Here is a 15,245-nt window from a genome sequence, read left to right on the forward strand (position 1 = left end):
TGGCCTTGGCCGGTCATTCTGCGGCACGACCGGGGCCTTGCCGCAAGGCCCCCTGTCCGCTATACGTTGAGAGTGGCAAGGAGTGGGAAAGCTCCTTGCCTCACGCGTGTGGTGGGCGCGGCAGAGACCCGACTCGGTGGGCGCCCTCGACGGCAACGGTCAGCCCGGGCGCGATCTCCGTGAAGCCCGCGTCGCGGACCAACGGCAGGCCGCGAGTGGTGAGTTCGGGCCAGCGGTCGGTGGGTGCGGTGCGGACGGACAGGGGGAAGCCCGCGTCGCGCCAGGCCGCGCGGTCCTCGTCCGACAGCTCCCACCAGGCGAGTTGGGCGCCGTGCCCGACCTGCGCCATGGCCTTGCCGGCCGTCATGTCCAGGTCCGGGCTCAGCCACAGCACCGGCGCGCCCGGGTCGGCCTCGGCCGGCGGCTCCGGGTCGTCGAGGTCGGTGCCGGAGACCTGGAGCCGGGCGAGGTCCTTGGGCCAGCCGTCCAGCGGGACGGGCGGAAAGACCCGTACCTCCGCGGACTTGCCCGTGACCGTGATGCCGGGCAGCGCCTCGGCCCGCCGCCACTCCGCGCCCCGCGCCCGCCGAACCACCTTGCGGATCCGCGCGTCCTGCCAGTCCCGCACGGCCTGCGCCCACTCCCCGTCGCCCAGCGCACGCTCGTCGCTGAGCAGCACCAGGACCGCGCGGGCCGCGGTCTCCAACGCGTCCGTACGGGCCGGGGGAGCCGCCCGCTCGATCCGCGCGACCAGCGGCAGCACGAACTGCGGCGCCGCGTCGCGCACGGACGGCTCGGAACGGAAGGGGCTCTCGCCGGGAACGGTGGGATCACTGGTCACGTCCTCCAGTCTGCCAGGCGGAAGATCGTTCCTCCGGGCGCGAGAGGATGAGCGCATGCGACGTGACTTACGGCTGGAGGGCGTCGGACCCGGTGGCCGCCGCGGTCGGGCCCGGGCGGGTGCACCTGGCCTGTCTGCTGGTCGCGTTGGCCTCGACCGCGGCGCTCGGCACCGTCGCGACCCTCGTCGTGACGCTGATCGGCGATCCGGTGAGCTCCGACCACCAGACCCGGGTGGCGCCGCTCCCGGCGGGCGCGGCCGGGCTGGTCGCCACGCCGGCCTGTGCGCTGCTCGGCACGGCCGTCGGCGCGCTCACCTCCTGGCCGCTGCTGCGCTCGCCCGTCCGGGCGGTCCCGGCGATGCTGCTCGCGGCTCTGCTGTCCGTGGTCGTCACCGGGTCCCCGGCGCAGGCGGCGGTCAGCGGACTGGTCACGGGGTCGCAGTCGGGCCGGGTGCCGCTGCCCCTGTTGCCGCTGGCCGCCTCGGCCCTGCTCACCACGGCGGCGGTCGCCGTGGCCTGCGCGCTCACGTCCCGCAGGTCACCCTGAGCAGGCGGTGCGCTGGGCCTCCTGCCACTCGCAGACCGGGCAGAGGGTGATGCCCTTGTACGACTCCGGGTACTCCGTCGGCTCCTGGCAGAGCACACTCCCCCACTCTCGGCTTCGCTCGAGCGGGGGGACCCCCATCGCGTACGGCGGCCCGTCGGCCCTCGGCGGCCTGGTCGCGTCGATCAGGCAGTAGTCGTCGTCGCTCATATGCCCAGCGTACGAGGGTCAGCCGTCCGTCGTGCGAGGGTCGGCGTGCCCGCCCGCGGCCCCGATCAGCTCGGACACCTTCACGAACCGGAAGCCCTTGCGGCGCAGCTCGGGGACGATCGTGTGGAGGGCGCGTTCGGTCGCCGGGGCGGCGCTGCGCGTGCAGTGCAGCACCACCACCGAGCCCGGCCGCACGCCGTCCAGCACCTGTTGGGCCACGGCGTCCGCGTCGGTCGCAAAGGCGTCCCCGCCCACCACATCCCACTGCACGGCGGTGACGCCGGTCGCGCTCAGCGCCTTCAGGGCCCGGCCGTCGTAACAGCCGCCGGGGAAGCGGAAGTACGGCATCGGCGCCCGCACCCCGGCCCTGTGAAAGGCCGCGAACGCCCGCTCCACGTCCGCCCGCATCCGGTCCTCGGGCACGGTCGGCAGGCCGTAGCAGTCGGCGGTGAAGGCGTAGTGGCTGTACGAGTGGTTCGCGATCTCGAAGAGCGGGTCGCGGCCGATGGTCCGGGCCTGGACCGGATACTCCTCGGCCCATCGGCCCGTCATGAACACGGTCGCCGGAACCTTCAGCGCCCGGAGCGCCGCGATGAGCTGCGGATTGTCGAAGTGCTCTCCCGCCGCCGCCCGCGGCCCCTGGTCCGCGGTCATGTCGGCGTCGAAGGTGAGGGCGACGGTCTTGTCCTCCGTTCGCCGGCCGTTCTCGAACACGGGGGTCAGGCCCGCGGGCCCGGGGGCGAGGGTGGGGGGCCGCGACGGAGCGACGACCGGCTTCGAGGGGGCGGGACGGCGCGGTGCTTCGGCCGTCCCGCAGGCGGCGAGGGTGGCACCCAGGACGCAGACGGTGGCTACTCTTCGTACAAGTGTGATCACCTCATGAACGTAACTATGTGTGGAATATGGCTTTTGTCTTTTGAGGGTTCTCTCCGGATGTCTCTCGCCGAATTCACCCGTCCGACGGGATCAGGCCGTGGAAGAACCAGCCCGCGGCCACCAGGTAGCGGCCCAGGTCGGGGTCCACGGCCAGGCCCGCAAGGGCCAGCGTGCAGAAGACGAACGCCCCGGCGGTCTGGATCCGGAAGACGGCCGGTCCGTGCGGAGTGCCGCGGACGGCGCCGAGGACCAGGACGAGCAGTGCGACGACGGTCAGGGCCATGGACTGGGACACCATGTCCAGCGCCCGCAGGGCGACGACCAGTGCCACGCCCACTCCGAGAACGGGCCAGGTCAGCCGGGGCTTTCCCAGCTGGTGGACGATCAGGTACAGCAGGGGCAGCAGAGGCAGGCCCTCGCCGAACATCTCGACCGAGTCGGCCACGTCGCCGTCGCCCGAGCCCCCGATGACCATGCCGGGAACCGTGAGCAGGAGCGGCAGGCATGACGTACCTCCTGAGGAGTCCAGGTGTGAACGGGTCCGGGGTGTCTCGCACGCCCTCAGACTGCGGACGGGAGGGGATCGCCAGTAGTGCCGAAACGGCATGCACGCCCGTGGAGTTGTCACCGTCCGGCATGACATCTGTCATGCGGGGAGGGGCCGTTCGGCACTCCGCCCGGACGGTGTGCCGCTGCGACAATGACCGGGTGGGCGACGGGCCGGGAGAGCGCGGAGCGACGGGGCTGACCAGCTTCCGCCGCTATACGTGGTGGGCCGTGCCAGGCACCACTGCCTTGGTTCTGGTCGTCCTGATCGGCGACTGGATCCTGGACGACGACTGGCCGCTCTGGATCCGGGCCGTCGGCGCCCCTGTCCTGGTGGTCGAGACGCTGGCAAGTGTGGTGCTGCTCAGCAGACGGCTGGATCCGCCCCCGGCGGAGCTGAACTCCCCACGTCCGCCTGTGGGTTGGCTGCTGGTCGCGGGCGCGGCGGCGCTCGTGCTCGCGGTGCTGCCACTGACGCGGCGCGAGTACGGGGTCTGGGCGGTGGCGCCGGGGGTGACGGTGGCGATCGCCGCGACCTTTCTCACGCCGCGCCGCAGGCGGCAGGCGATCGCCGGGGCGGTGGTCCTGGCCACGCTGCCCGGCGGCATCGTCAGCCTGGTCGCCGGGGACGGGCAACTGACGTATGCGGCACTGTTTCCGGCGGGGCTGGTCGCCTGCACCGTCTGGCTGACCCTCGGGCCGCTGTGGGCCTGGGACATCGCGGGGCGGCTGGACCGGGCCCGGCGGCTGGAGGCGGAGCTGGCGGTGAAGGACGAGCGCCTCCGGTTCGCCGCGGACCTGCACGACATCCAGGGACACCATCTGCAAGTCATCGCGCTGAAGAGCGAGTTGGCCGCGCGGCTCGTCGAGTCCGACCCGGTGCGCGCCGCCGGTGAGATGAAGGAGGTACGACAGCTGTCCTACGACGCGCTGCGTGACACCCGGGCCGTGGTGCAGGGCTACCGCCGTACGACGCTGGACGACGAGATCGCCAACGCGACGCGGGTCCTGGCGGCGGCGGACATCGACGCCGGGATGCGCCTCGACGCCCCCACGGACGGGCTCGCCGACTCGGTCCGCCATCTCCTCGGAATGGTGATGCGGGAGGCCACCACCAATGTGCTGCGGCACAGCCGGGCGCGGCACGCAGCCGTCGTGTACCGCGTCACCGGCGGTGTCGCCTCTCTGCGGGTCAGCAACGACGGTGCCGAAGAAGGGCGTTCGGACACCACGGGTACCGGGTTGCGGTCGCTCGACGAACGATTGCGGGCTGCCGGAGGCGAGTTGACGTGGGAACGTGACGGCGAGTGGTTCGTCGTGCGGGCCGCGCTGCCCGTGGACTCCCGTGAGGTGACATGATCCGGTTGCTGCTCGCCGACGACGAGGACGTTCTCCGCAGTGCCCTGGCCGCGCTGCTCTCGCTGGAGGACGATCTGACCGTGGTCGCCGAGGCCGCCACCGCCACGGACGCGGTGCTGCCGGCCCGCGAGTATCGCCACGACATCGCCGTGCTCGACCTGGAGATGCCACCCACCGACGGACTGCGGGCCGCCGAGGAGATCCGGGCCGAACTCGGCACCCAGATCGTCCTCGTCACCGGCACGCCCGTCCCGCGGTTCTGCGGCGGGCCCTCTCCGCGGGCGTGCGCGGCTTCGTGCCCAAGACGACCCCGGCGGCCCGGCTGGCGGAGATCATCCGGGACATCGCCGCGGGCCGCCGTTACGTGGATCCCGACATCGCCGCCTCCGCCCTCACCGAGGACGACTGCCCCCTCACCGACCGGGAGCTGGAGATCCTGCGGGCGGCCCGCACCGGCGCCTCGATCACCGAGATCGCCGCCGCGGTCCACCTGGCACCCGGAACGGTCCGCAACCACCTCTCCGCCGCCATGTCCAAACTCGGCACCCCCACACGCCACGCCGCCGCCCACCGAGCGTGGGAGCAGGGCTGGATCTGAGCGGAACTGGTGAAGGCCGGCGCGGTACAGCGCCCGTAAGGGGCGCGGGGAACGGCGCGACCAGCCCCCACCGGCCCGCGGTGAACGAACTGCATGAACAGCGGAGCGCTCAGCTTCGCCAGGGCCCCGTCACCGCGAACGTCGTGCCCGGCGAGTAGCAGTTGAAGTACATCGTCCCGCCGTCCGGGGCGAACGTGACTCCGGCGAACTCGCCCCACTCCGGCTCCTGCTCGGTGCCCAGGTTCTGGCGGTTGCGGGCCATCGCGTACACCTCCCCCTGCCGGGTGACCCCGAACACGTGCTGGGCGCCGTTCCCGTCCTCGCACACCATGAGCCCGCCGCTCGGTGCGAGGCAGATGTTGTCCGGTGACTCGCCGGGCAGCTGGACGTCGGTGTCCGGGCCGAACACGACCACCAGCGTGAGGGCGCGCGCCGACGGGTCGTACCGCCAGATCTGCCCGAAGTGATCGGCTGCCGAGCCCTCGGTGCGGCGTGCGTACGAGGACACGAAGTACACGGACTGCCCGCCCCAGTAGCAGCCCTCCAGCTTCTGCGCGTGGGTGATGCCCCGTGGGCCGAAGTCCTGGAGGCGGACGGGGGTCCGGGCCGCGAGGGGATCCGGTACGTCGACCCACTCGACGCCGTCGAAGCGGGTGCCGGCCTCCTGGACCGAGGAGAGGTCGGGGACGCCGGGCACCCGCATCGCCTGGAGGCGGCCGCCCGCGCGGAGCGAGCCGAGGCTGCCGAGCGGCAGGTTGGGCAGGAAGCGGTAGAACAGACCGAAGGGCTTCTCGAAGGCGTCCTCGGTCTCGTAGACGATGCCGCGCCGGGGGTCGACGGCGACCGCCTCGTGCTGGAAGCGGCCCATCGCGGTCAGCGGCACGGCCCCGCTGCGGTGCGGTTCGGCCGGGTCGACCTCGAAGATGAAGCCGTGGTCCTTGGCGTAGCCGGCGGTGCCGGCCCGGTCCTCGGTCTCCTCGCAGGTCAGCCAGGTGCCCCAAGGAGTGGGCCCACCCGCGCAGTTGACGGCCGTACCGGCGATCGCGACCCGCTCGGCGCGGACCTCGCCGCCGCCGTCCAGCGTCAGTGTCGTACAGCCGCCCTTGCCCGCGGGGTCGTAGGTGAGGCCGCCGACCGTCGGGACCGGGATCTCGGCATCGGCCCTGTTCTCGTGGTTGCGGACCAGGTGGACGCGACCGTGCCGGCCCGCGAAGGCCGCCATGCCGTCGGGGTGGGAGGGCACCGTGCCCCCGCCGGAGCGCAGTGGGTCGCCCTCGCGGGAGAGGACCCGGTAGCGGAAGCCTTTCGGCAGGTCGAGCAGGCCCTTCGGGTCGGGCACGAGCGGGCCGTAATCGGTGTGGCCCAGGTCCGCTTGCGCGGCGGCGGTGCCCGCGAAGAGTTCGGTGAGGTTTCCGGCGAAGGCGATCGAGGCGACCGACGCGCCGGTGCGGGCGAGCAGCTGACGGCGTGTCGTCAGGCCGTTCTCGGGCATGGGGCAACCTTCCTGCTGGCGGACAGGACTGTGATGCCGCCGTGTCTATCATCTGGTCACGGCCGCGTGAACCACGCGCGTAGAACGTGTCATGCCTCGAGGGAGCGGTCGGGAGGGGTCGGGCCCGGGCGGTCGGGCGGGGTCTGCCCGGAGTGGTCGGGGGGCGGCCCCGCTCCCTTCTCCAGGAACCGCAGCAGCTCCACCGGGATGGGCAGCACCAGCGTGGAGTTCTTCTCCGCCGCCACCGCCATCACCGTCTGGAGCAACCGCAACTGGAGTGCGGAGGGCGTGTCCTCCATCTGCTGGGCGGCCTCGGCGAGTTTCTTGGACGCCTGGAGCTCGGCGTCGGCGTTGATGATCCGGGCCCGGCGCTCCCGGTCGGCCTCCGCCTGCCGGGCCATCGAGCGCTTCATCGTGTCCGGAAGGGAGACGTCCTTGATCTCCACCCGGTCGATCTGCACCCCCCAGCCGACGGCAGGGCTGTCGATCATCAGCTCCAGACCCTGGTTGAGCTTCTCGCGGTTGGACAGCAGATCGTCCAGGTCGCTCTTGCCGATGATCGACCGCAGCGAGGTCTGGGCCATCTGGGAGACCGCGAACTTGTAGTCCTCGACGTTGACGATCGCGGCGGCCGCGTCGACGACCTTGAAGTACACGACCGCGTCCACCCGCACCGTGACGTTGTCCCGGGTGATGCCCTCCTGGGCCGGGATCGGCATCGTCACGATCTGTAGGTTGACCCGGCGCAGATGCTCCACGCCGGGGACGATCATGGCCAGCCCCGGCTCGCGCACGGCGCCGCGCAGCCGCCCGAGCCGGAAGACCACGCCGCGCTCGTACTGCTTGACGACGCGCGCGGCGGCGGCGAAGTAGACGGCCCCGGCCGCCCCGGCGGCGATAACCGCGGCCAGCAACTCTTCGAACATGATGACGACCCCTGTTCAGCCGCCCTGCACAGAAATGCGGGATATGCACCTGTTTCAACGATATGCCCGAATGGCGCAACGGTATGCCCGGCTGAAGCCCCGAGTCGGGGCTTCAGCCGGGCATCGCCGGGCGTCAGGTGCCGTTACCTCTGCGCCTCGGGTGCCACCACGGCACCGTCGAGCCGTACCGGATCGGTGCCGGCCGCGCTGTGCCGCTCGGCCCAGTTCTCCAGCGCCGTACGGCAGGCGTGGTCCAGGTGGTGCAGCCCGGAGAGGTTCAGCTCGATGGGCCGGTCCTGGGGCAGGGCCTCCAGGCTGTCGAGTATTTTCGGCAGCCTGAGGAAGGTCGCGTTGCCCGACAGATACGCCTGGACGGGCCCGGCGCCCTTGTCTATGACGTCCAGCTTGATGTGCGAGGCCTCCCAGGCGGTCTTGGCGACGGCCAGGGCGAGGCCGATGAGGACGCCCTCGAACATGCTGACCGCGACGATCGACACCGCCGTGATCACCAGGATCAGCGCCTCACCGCGGTGCTCGCGCCACAGCGACACGATCCCCCGGACGGGTATGAGCTTGGCGCCGGCGTGCACCAGGATGCCCGCCAGGGCCGGTATCGGGATGTAGGCGAGAGCGGCGGGCAGCAGGGCCGCGAACAGCAGCAGCCATACGCCGTGCAGCACCCGGGACGCCTTGGTCCGCGCGCCCGCCTGGACGTTCGCCGCGCTGCGCACGATCACCGCGGTCATCGGCAGCGCGCCCAGCGCGCCGCAGATGGTGTTGCCCGCGCCCTGCGCCAGCAGCTCCTTGTCGTACTCGGTGCGCGGCCCGTCGTGCAGCCGGTCCACGGCCGCCGCGCTGAAAAGCGACTCGGCGGACGCGATCAGCGTGAAGGCGGCAATGGTGGCGAGCAGGCCGATGTCGGCGAGCTCACCGAAGGCATCCAGTGACGGCGGCTGGATGGACCCCAGCAGGCCCTGCACCTCGACGGTGGCCACCGGCAGGCCGAACAGCACGGCGACCAGTGTCGCCAGGCCCACCGCGGCGAGCGGACCGGGCACCGTGCGCACCTGGCGCGGCATCCGCTTCCACAGCACCAGAACGGCGATCGTGCCCGCGCCGAGGCCCAGCGAGGCCAGCGCCCCGGTGTCCTGGACGGCGTCCACGAGCGCCCCGGGCAGCCCCGTGATCTTCGCGATCCCGGAGGCGGGCGCCTCGGCGCCCGCGACCGAATACAGCTGTCCTGCGATCAGGACGAGTCCAATACCGGCCAGCATGCCCTCGACGACGGCGACGGATATCGCCCGGAACCAGCGCCCCAGCTTCAGGGCGCCCATCAGCATCTGGAGCAGGCCGGTGGCGAGCACGATCACGCCGAGCACCGGCAGCCCGAACTCGCGCACCGCCTCGAAGACCAGCACGGTCAGACCGGCGGCCGGGCCGGACACCTGAAGGCTGCTGCCACGCATCAGCCCGGTGACGATGCCGCCCACGATGCCGGTGACGAGCCCGAGCTCGGCCGGCACACCGGAGGCGACGGCCACACCCACGCACAGCGGGAGCGCGACCAGGAAGACAACGAGGGACGCGGCGAAGTCCCGCCGCAGATCAGGGAACTTGGTGAGGGTAGAGGTGCTCATGGTGCTCACAGGGCCTTGAAGGTGTCGGTCTGCGGGCTGTGCGTCAGTACGGCGCCGGTGTGCACCTCGTAGAACCAGGCGTGCAGGGCGAGTTGGCCCTGTGCCAGCTTCTCCGCGATGCAGGGGTAGGAGCGCAGCCGCAGCAGCTGCGCCAGGACGTGGCTCTGGACTCCCTCGGTCACGGTCGGGTCGTCGGCCGCCCCCTTCGGGCGCGGTGTCGCGCTGACGAGCCAGTCGCGGACGGCGGGTACGGCGTCCAGATCGTCACCGCGCACCAGTGCGCCGACCGCTCCGCAGTGGGAGTGGCCGCAGACCACGATGGAGCGGACGCCGAGCACCTCCACCGCGTACTCGATGGTGGCGGCCTCGCTGGTGGGGTGCTCGGAGGCGTACGGCGGGACGATGTTGCCCGCGGTGCGCAGCTCGAAGAGCTGGCCGGGGCGGGCGCCCGTGATCAGGGCCGGTACGACCCGGGAGTCGGAACAGGTGATGAAGAGGACCTCGGGGGACTGGCCTTCGGCCAGTTTGGCGAACTCCTCAGGGCGCTGTCCGAATGTGCGGGCGTTGTCGATGAGGGGCTGCATGACGTGGTGATTCCTCCTGGCGCGCCAAAGGCGCGTCGGGCTTACAAGACAGAGTGGTGTGGGGATTGCTCTGTTCTCAGCAGCGGAAGACCTGAAGTGCGGCCGGAGAAAGGCCTGTCGAGGGTCTCGCCACGCTACGTTGCGCGGCGCTCAGGGCCGGGAGAAGTGCGGCTGCCGTGCCCGGGGCCGCGAGCGGGCGCTCTTGCGCCCCGGGCCAGGCGACGGAGGTGCGGTTCCGCTCTCGGCTGTGCTGGGGACCGGTCGGATCCCCGGAGCAACTCGCGTCGCGGAACGTGATGACTCCGTCGCGCAGTGCCTTGGGTGACAGCTTGGATCCGGGCTGAGCTTTGGCCTCGATATGACCGACCGTGTGCGCGGATGCGAATGACGTGGAGGGAGCGAAGAACTGTAGGGCGAGCAGGACGGCGGCGAGGGCCGAAATGACGGTCCGGGTCGTCGTACCTCGGAACATGCGCCCCCCTCCAGGCAGTTCACGACTTATGCACGCGCCAACACTTGGTCAATGGCTGGTCAAGAAACACGTTAACCCTGCGAAGTTGTTTGCAGGGTTAACTTAACGTTTCAGGCTGAAGAGAGCCTGAAAGGGCGGGTTTCTTGGCGTGATCTTCCTCTTGACCTGGGGGAGTCGGTCGACTAGCCGGCCTCGACGAGCCCCTTGGCGTCCCGGGCCAGCGCGGTGAGCCGGGAGATCGCCCGGAAGTACTTCTTGCGGTAACCGCCGTTCAGCATCTCCTCGTTGAACAGCTGGTCGAAAGGCAGCCCCGCGGCAAGGACGGGCACCTCACGGTCGTACAGCCGGTCCGCGAGGACGACGAGCCTGAGCGCGGTCGACTGGTCCGGGATCGGCTGGACGTCGGTGAGGCACACCGACGTGATGCCGTCGGTCAGCGCGCCGTACCGGCTGGGATGGATCCGGGCGAGGTGCTCCAGCAGATGCGGGAAGTCGTCGAGCGAGGCGCCCTGCGTGGCGTACGCCGCCTTGGTGACCTGCTCGTCGGAGTACGGCGCCGGCGCCTCGGGCAGCCCCCGGTGGCGGTAGTCCTCGCCGTCGATGCGCAGCGGGCGGAAGTGCGCGGACAGGCCCTGGATCTCGCGCAGGAAGTCGACGGCCGCGAACCGGCCCTCACCGAGCTTGCCCGGCAGCGTGTTCGAGGTGGCGGCGAGCGCCACGCCCGCGTCGACCAGCTTGCCCAGCAGCGTCGAGACGAGGACGGTGTCGCCGGGGTCGTCCAGCTCGAACTCGTCGATGCACAGCAGACGGTGCCCGGACAGGGTCTGGACGGTCTTCTGGAAGCCGAGCGCGCCGACCAGGTTCGTCAGCTCCACGAACGTGCCGAACGCCTTGAACTCGGGCTCGGCCGGGGTGGCGTGCCAGAGGGAGGCGAGCAGGTGGGTCTTGCCGACGCCGTAGCCGCCGTCGAGGTAGACGCCGCGGGGGCCGGCCGGAGCCTTCGGGGCCCTCGCCCTGCCGAAGCCGAAGAAGCCGCGCCTGGCGGTGCCGGTCGCATGCGCGCCGCCCAGCCCGCCCGCGAAGCTCTCCAGGACCCGGACGGCCTCGGTCTGGCTGGGCTGGTTCGGGTCCGGGAGGTACGTGCTGAAGCGGACCGAGTCGAAGCGCGGCGGCGGCACCATCTCGGCGACGAGGCGCTCCGCGGGGACGTGTGGCTCGCGGGCGCACAGGGAGACGGGGCTCACGTCGGATATCTGACCGAGCCCGGAGTCGGCGGTGGAGTTACGCACGCTTCCCAACTCTAAGCGTTCCGCCGGCAGGCCGGTGCTCTGTCTGCGGGTCCGTTGTGGCTGGTCGCGCAGTTCCCCGCGCCCCTTCGGGGCGCGGTCGCACCGCGCCCGACCTCGCCAGACCTGCTTGACGCCGTGCCAGACTGCACGACATGCGACGTCTGTTCCCTGTGACCTACGAAACAGCCCCGGACGCCCGTGAATGGAGCCTCGACGAGCTGGCCGACGCCTACGCCTATCCCGCACCCACCCCCGCGCCCGGTGGGCGGGAACCCTGGCTGCGCGCCAACATGGTGTCCACGCTCGACGGCGCCGCCCAGCACGACGGCCGCTCACAGCCCATCTCCAACGCGACCGACATGCGGATCTTCGGGATGTTGCGGGCGCTGGCGGATGTGGTGGTGGTCGGCGCGGAAACGGTACGTCAGGAGGGTTACCGACCGGCACGCGCGCGTGCGGAGTTCGCTGAGCGGCGTGCGGCGGCCGGGCAGGCGCCCGCACCGGCGATAGCGGTGGTCACCGCGAGCGTGAACCTCGACTTCTCGCTTCCGCTGTTCACCTCGCCCCTGGTGCCGACCCTGATCCTCACGGGCGCCGCCGCGGCCCCCGACCGGATCTCGGCGGCGGAGAAGGCCGGCGCCCGGGTGGTGATCGCGGGAGACGGGGCCGGAGTCGACCCCGCCCGCGCCGTACGGGCCCTCGCCGGCCTCGGACACACCCGGCTGCTGAGCGAGGGCGGCCCGCGGCTGCTCGGTCAGCTGGTGGCCGCCGAGGTGCTCGACGAACTGTGTCTGACCGTGTCCCCGATGCTCACCGTGGGGGACGCGCAGCGGATCGCCGGCGGCCCGTCCGTCGCGGTACCGCGGCGATTCGCACTGGCGTCCCTGCTGGAGGAGGACGGGTTCCTCTTCGGCCGGTACCGGCGGGCTTGAGCAGGCCGGTCCGGTGATCGGCGGAATCTCCCGTTCCGTTTAGCTTCCGCCGGGCACACTAAAACTCGCAGTCCCCGTGCGATCGCGGGGCAGGATGGTTTCCGCAGGGGCCTACGGACGGCCCACGGAGGAGAAGGACGCCTGTCGTGTTCACAAGCGTACTGATGATCGAGAAGGCCCTGACATCCGCCGACGTCGAGTTCGTCACGACCTTGCACGGGGAAGAGCCGGTCTCCTTCCATGTTCTGCTCCAGCCGCGCGGTGACCAGGCCGACCGCCTGCTGCGGGCCATCGACGACATCGCACTCGGCGAGCTCGACGAGGCCGCACGCGAGCGGGAGACCCCGGAGGGCGAGGACGCGGCCGCCCTCGGCGAACGGGCCCTGGAGGTGTCCCTCACGGCCCTGCGCGGCTCCGGCAACGAGGCGGAGGGCCGTCTCGTCGAGGACCACCCGCTGGACTCGCTCAGGGCCACGGTCGAGGAGATCGGGGCCGACGAGGTCATCGTGCTGACCGATCCCCACTATGTGGAGGAGTTCTTCCACCGGGACTGGGCCTCGCGGGCCCGGCACAAGGTGGGGGTGCCGGTGCTGAAGCTCTTCTCCCACAGCAAGGCATAGGCTGACCCCTCGACACGTGTCGCATCACTTGGGGAGAAACACACATGGCACCCGGCCTTCCTACCGCCATGGACCGACCGCACTTCATCGGCATCGGCGGGGCCGGAATGTCGGGGATCGCGAAGATCCTCGCGCAGCGGGGCGCGAAGGTCGCGGGCAGTGACGCGAAGGAGTCCGCCACCGCCGAGGCGCTGCGCGCGCTGGGCGTGACCGTGCACATCGGGCATGCCACCGAGCACCTCGCCGACGACGCCAGCTGTGTCGTGGTGTCGTCGGCGATCCGCAAGGACAACCCGGAGCTCGCCCGCGCGGCCGAGCTGGGCATCCCGGTGGTGCACCGCTCCGACGCCCTCGCCGACCTGATGGGGGGCCTGCGGCCGATCGCGGTCGCGGGCACCCACGGCAAGACCACGACCACCTCCATGCTGGCCGTGTCGCTGTCCGAGCTGGGCCTGAACCCGTCGTACGCCATCGGCGGCGACCTGGACGCCCCCGGCTCCAACGCCCTGCACGGCGACGGAGAGATCTTCGTGGCCGAGGCGGACGAAAGCGACCGCAGCTTCCACAAGTACGCGCCCGAGGTCGCGATCGTCCTCAACGTGGAGCTCGACCACCACGCCAACTACGCGTCGATGGACGAGATCTACGAGTCCTTCGCGACCTTCGCGGGCAAGATCGTGCCCGGCGGCACGCTGGTGATCGCCGCGGACCAGGAGGGCGCGCGCGAGCTGGCCCGCCGGATCGAGGGCGTCCGCGTGGTGACGTACGGCGAGTCGCCGGACGCGGACGTACGGATCCTGTCGGTGCGGGCCCAGGGGCTGAAGAGCGAGGTCACGGTCGTCCTGGACGGCGCGGAGATCACCTTCACGGTCTCGGTGCCCGGCCGGCACTACGCGCACAACGCGGTCGCCGCGCTGGCCGCGGGCGTGGCGCTGGGCGTCCCCGCCGCGGAGCTCGCCCCCGCGCTGGCCGCGTACACCGGAGTCAAGCGCCGCCTCCAGCTGAAGGGCGAAGCGGCCGGCGTGCAGGTCATCGACTCCTACGCGCACCACCCGACCGAGATGACGGCCGACCTGGAGGCGATGCGGTCGGCGGCCGGCGACGCCCGGATCCTGGTGGTCTTCCAGCCGCACCTGTTCTCCCGCACCCAGGAGCTGGGCAAGGAGATGGGCCAGTCCCTGGCCCTGGCGGACGCCTCCGTCGTCCTGGACATCTACCCGGCCCGCGAGGACCCGATCCCGGGTGTGACCAGCGAGGTGATCATCGAGGCGGCGCGGGCGGCGGGCGCGGACGTGACGGCGGTCCACGACAAGGCCGAGGCCCCGTCGGTGATCGCGGGAATGGCCAAGGCAGGCGATCTCGTTCTCACCATGGGCGCCGGCGATGTGACAGACCTGGGCCCGCTGATCCTGGACCGTCTGTCGCAGTGAGGGGCTGACACCCATGTCGTACGACATCGAGAAGCCGGACGAGCAGTGGCGCGCGGAGCTGACCCCGGGTGAGTACGCGGTGCTGCGCCAGGCCGCGACCGAGCCCGCGTTCACCGGTGAGTACACCGACACCAAGACCAAGGGCGTCTACTCCTGCCGGGCCTGCGGCGCCGAACTCTTCACCTCGGACGCGAAGTTCGAGTCGCACTGCGGCTGGCCGAGTTTCTTCGACGCACGCGACACCGATGCGGTGGAGCTGATCGAGGACCGCTCGCACGGGATGGTGCGGACGGAGGTGCGGTGCGCTCGGTGCGGCTCGCATCTCGGTCACCTGTTCGAGGGCGAGGGATATGCGACGCCCACGGATCAGCGCTACTGCATCAACAGCATCGCTGTGCGGTTGGCGCCGGACGAGGGCTGAGCGGATTTACGAAAGCCACCTGACGCCGCCCGGTGTGTTTCCGCTTGTCGAATTTCGCGTGAACCATTAGGGACATCTACAGGGGCATGTCCCTAATGTCTTCGCGCTCTCTCTGCACCCTCTCCACCCGGCCTTTTCCGGCCGGGATGAGGTGGACATGCAAAGTTTACAAAGCGTTGAAGAGCGGTCGACCGTGTTTCGAAAGCATGAGACACGAGTGAATTGGTCAGCGCTTTGTCAGAATCCCGGCGCCGGGCCCCTGTTTCCGTGCATCCGGCCCGCGTCGCGCCTGATTGGGATTGGCCGGATTTTTCGGCTCTTGGGGGCGTCCGTCGGCGCTGGCCGAATGTCATACAGCGGTCTGCCGAAAGCCTGGGCCTTGTTGACCGGCCGGTAATTTCTGGTGTTGGCTGCCGCATGGTTTAGGCCAGCGTCTCCAACGGAATTCCTGCCCCCCACCGTGCGGT

Annotated in this window: 14 protein-coding genes and 2 pseudogenes; 7 read left to right on the forward strand and 9 right to left on the reverse strand. The window is 71.0% G+C overall.

Annotation, left to right across the window (positions count from 1 at the left end; translation table 11 throughout):
• Nucleotides 1–100: 100 nt before the first annotated feature.
• Complete coding sequence (locus KCH87_RS04325; RefSeq protein WP_210584262.1) at nucleotides 101–841, reverse strand: peptidyl-tRNA hydrolase; 741 nt, start codon at nucleotides 839–841, stop codon at nucleotides 101–103.
• A gap of 92 nt (nucleotides 842–933) precedes the next feature.
• Between KCH87_RS04325 and KCH87_RS04330 the strand changes: the two are divergent.
• A pseudogene (locus KCH87_RS04330) lies at nucleotides 934–1,389 on the forward strand (ABC transporter); the annotation flags it as partial.
• On the opposite strand, the gene KCH87_RS04335 reads toward KCH87_RS04330, so the two are convergent.
• The 3 genes from KCH87_RS04335 to KCH87_RS04345 form a co-directional block, all read right to left on the reverse strand.
• A complete protein-coding gene (locus KCH87_RS04335) occupies nucleotides 1,381–1,596 on the reverse strand; it encodes a hypothetical protein (RefSeq protein WP_210584264.1) in 216 nt (71 codons plus the stop codon). The pseudogene KCH87_RS04330 and the gene KCH87_RS04335 sit on opposite strands and share 9 nt — an antisense overlap.
• Before the next feature lie 18 nt (nucleotides 1,597–1,614).
• Nucleotides 1,615–2,472, reverse strand: a complete 858-nt coding sequence (locus tag KCH87_RS04340) for a polysaccharide deacetylase family protein (RefSeq protein ID WP_210584265.1) — start codon at nucleotides 2,470–2,472, stop codon at nucleotides 1,615–1,617.
• Between the two features lie 73 nt (nucleotides 2,473–2,545).
• Nucleotides 2,546–2,947 carry a hypothetical protein gene (locus KCH87_RS04345; protein ID WP_210584267.1) on the reverse strand — a complete coding sequence of 134 codons (402 nt, stop codon included), beginning with the start codon at nucleotides 2,945–2,947 and terminating at the stop codon, nucleotides 2,546–2,548.
• 233 nt (nucleotides 2,948–3,180) lie between these two features.
• Between KCH87_RS04345 and KCH87_RS04350 the strand changes: the two genes are divergently transcribed.
• Complete coding sequence (locus KCH87_RS04350; RefSeq protein WP_210584269.1) at nucleotides 3,181–4,377, forward strand: histidine kinase; 1,197 nt, start codon at nucleotides 3,181–3,183, stop codon at nucleotides 4,375–4,377.
• A pseudogene (locus KCH87_RS04355) lies at nucleotides 4,374–4,975 on the forward strand (DNA-binding response regulator). Before KCH87_RS04350 ends, KCH87_RS04355 begins: the two are co-directional and overlap by 4 nt.
• A 109-nt stretch (nucleotides 4,976–5,084) precedes the next feature.
• Here KCH87_RS04355 and KCH87_RS04360 read toward each other — a convergent pair.
• The 5 genes from KCH87_RS04360 to zapE all read right to left on the reverse strand — a co-directional run bounded on the left by KCH87_RS04360 (nucleotide 5,085) and on the right by zapE (nucleotide 11,375).
• Nucleotides 5,085–6,467 (reverse strand): alkaline phosphatase PhoX, encoded by a 1,383-nt coding sequence (locus tag KCH87_RS04360; RefSeq protein WP_210584271.1) that lies wholly within the window; start codon nucleotides 6,465–6,467, stop codon nucleotides 5,085–5,087.
• An 89-nt stretch (nucleotides 6,468–6,556) separates the two neighbouring features.
• Nucleotides 6,557–7,393 carry a slipin family protein gene (locus KCH87_RS04365; protein WP_247195701.1) on the reverse strand — a complete coding sequence of 279 codons (837 nt, stop codon included), beginning with the start codon at nucleotides 7,391–7,393 and terminating at the stop codon, nucleotides 6,557–6,559.
• Between the two features lie 143 nt (nucleotides 7,394–7,536).
• Entirely contained in the window at nucleotides 7,537–9,030 is a 1,494-nt protein-coding gene (locus KCH87_RS04370; RefSeq protein WP_210584272.1) for a SulP family inorganic anion transporter, read from the reverse strand.
• Between the two features lie 5 nt (nucleotides 9,031–9,035).
• Complete coding sequence (locus KCH87_RS04375) at nucleotides 9,036–9,614, reverse strand: carbonic anhydrase (RefSeq protein WP_210584276.1); 579 nt, start codon at nucleotides 9,612–9,614, stop codon at nucleotides 9,036–9,038.
• Nucleotides 9,615–10,268: 654 nt separating this feature from the next.
• Nucleotides 10,269–11,375, reverse strand: a complete 1,107-nt coding sequence (gene zapE / locus KCH87_RS04380; RefSeq protein ID WP_210584278.1) for a cell division protein ZapE — start codon at nucleotides 11,373–11,375, stop codon at nucleotides 10,269–10,271.
• A 152-nt stretch (nucleotides 11,376–11,527) separates the two neighbouring features.
• On the opposite strand from zapE, the gene KCH87_RS04385 reads away from it, so the two are divergent.
• The 4 genes from KCH87_RS04385 (at nucleotide 11,528) to msrB (ending at nucleotide 14,778) form a co-directional block, all read left to right on the forward strand.
• Complete coding sequence (locus tag KCH87_RS04385; RefSeq protein ID WP_210584280.1) at nucleotides 11,528–12,307, forward strand: pyrimidine reductase family protein; 780 nt, start codon at nucleotides 11,528–11,530, stop codon at nucleotides 12,305–12,307.
• Between the two features lie 146 nt (nucleotides 12,308–12,453).
• Nucleotides 12,454–12,927, forward strand: a complete 474-nt coding sequence (locus tag KCH87_RS04390) for an indole-3-glycerol phosphate synthase (RefSeq protein WP_210584282.1) — start codon at nucleotides 12,454–12,456, stop codon at nucleotides 12,925–12,927.
• A gap of 44 nt (nucleotides 12,928–12,971) precedes the next feature.
• Entirely contained in the window at nucleotides 12,972–14,357 is a 1,386-nt protein-coding gene (murC, locus tag KCH87_RS04395; protein WP_210584283.1) for a UDP-N-acetylmuramate--L-alanine ligase, read from the forward strand.
• 13 nt (nucleotides 14,358–14,370) lie between these two features.
• The gene (gene msrB, locus KCH87_RS04400; RefSeq protein WP_210584284.1) at nucleotides 14,371–14,778 is read left to right on the forward strand and encodes a peptide-methionine (R)-S-oxide reductase MsrB; all 408 of its coding nucleotides are present in this window, start codon (nucleotides 14,371–14,373) and stop codon (nucleotides 14,776–14,778) included.
• Nucleotides 14,779–15,245: the final 467 nt, after the last annotated feature.

It is taken from the genome of Streptomyces sp. GESEQ-35 (assembly GCF_017948485.1).
In the GTDB taxonomy this organism is placed as follows: Bacteria; Actinomycetota; Actinomycetes; order Streptomycetales; family Streptomycetaceae; genus Streptomyces.

Excerpts from the sequence above, each read along its gene's own strand:
- KCH87_RS04335 (WP_210584264.1), bottom strand. The coding sequence starts at position 1,596 with ATGAGCGACGACGACTACTGCCTGATCGACGCGACCAGGCCGCCGAGG.
- KCH87_RS04345 (WP_210584267.1), bottom strand. The coding sequence starts at position 2,947 with ATGGTCATCGGGGGCTCGGGCGACGGCGACGTGGCCGACTCGGTCGAG.
- KCH87_RS04360 (WP_210584271.1), bottom strand. The coding sequence starts at position 6,467 with ATGCCCGAGAACGGCCTGACGACACGCCGTCAGCTGCTCGCCCGCACC.
- KCH87_RS04365 (WP_247195701.1), bottom strand. The coding sequence starts at position 7,393 with ATGTTCGAAGAGTTGCTGGCCGCGGTTATCGCCGCCGGGGCGGCCGGG.
- KCH87_RS04370 (WP_210584272.1), bottom strand. The coding sequence starts at position 9,030 with ATGAGCACCTCTACCCTCACCAAGTTCCCTGATCTGCGGCGGGACTTC.
- KCH87_RS04375 (WP_210584276.1), bottom strand. The coding sequence starts at position 9,614 with ATGCAGCCCCTCATCGACAACGCCCGCACATTCGGACAGCGCCCTGAG.
- KCH87_RS04385 (WP_210584280.1), top strand. The coding sequence starts at position 11,528 with ATGCGACGTCTGTTCCCTGTGACCTACGAAACAGCCCCGGACGCCCGT.
- murC (WP_210584283.1), top strand. The coding sequence starts at position 12,972 with ATGGCACCCGGCCTTCCTACCGCCATGGACCGACCGCACTTCATCGGC.
- msrB (WP_210584284.1), top strand. The coding sequence starts at position 14,371 with ATGTCGTACGACATCGAGAAGCCGGACGAGCAGTGGCGCGCGGAGCTG.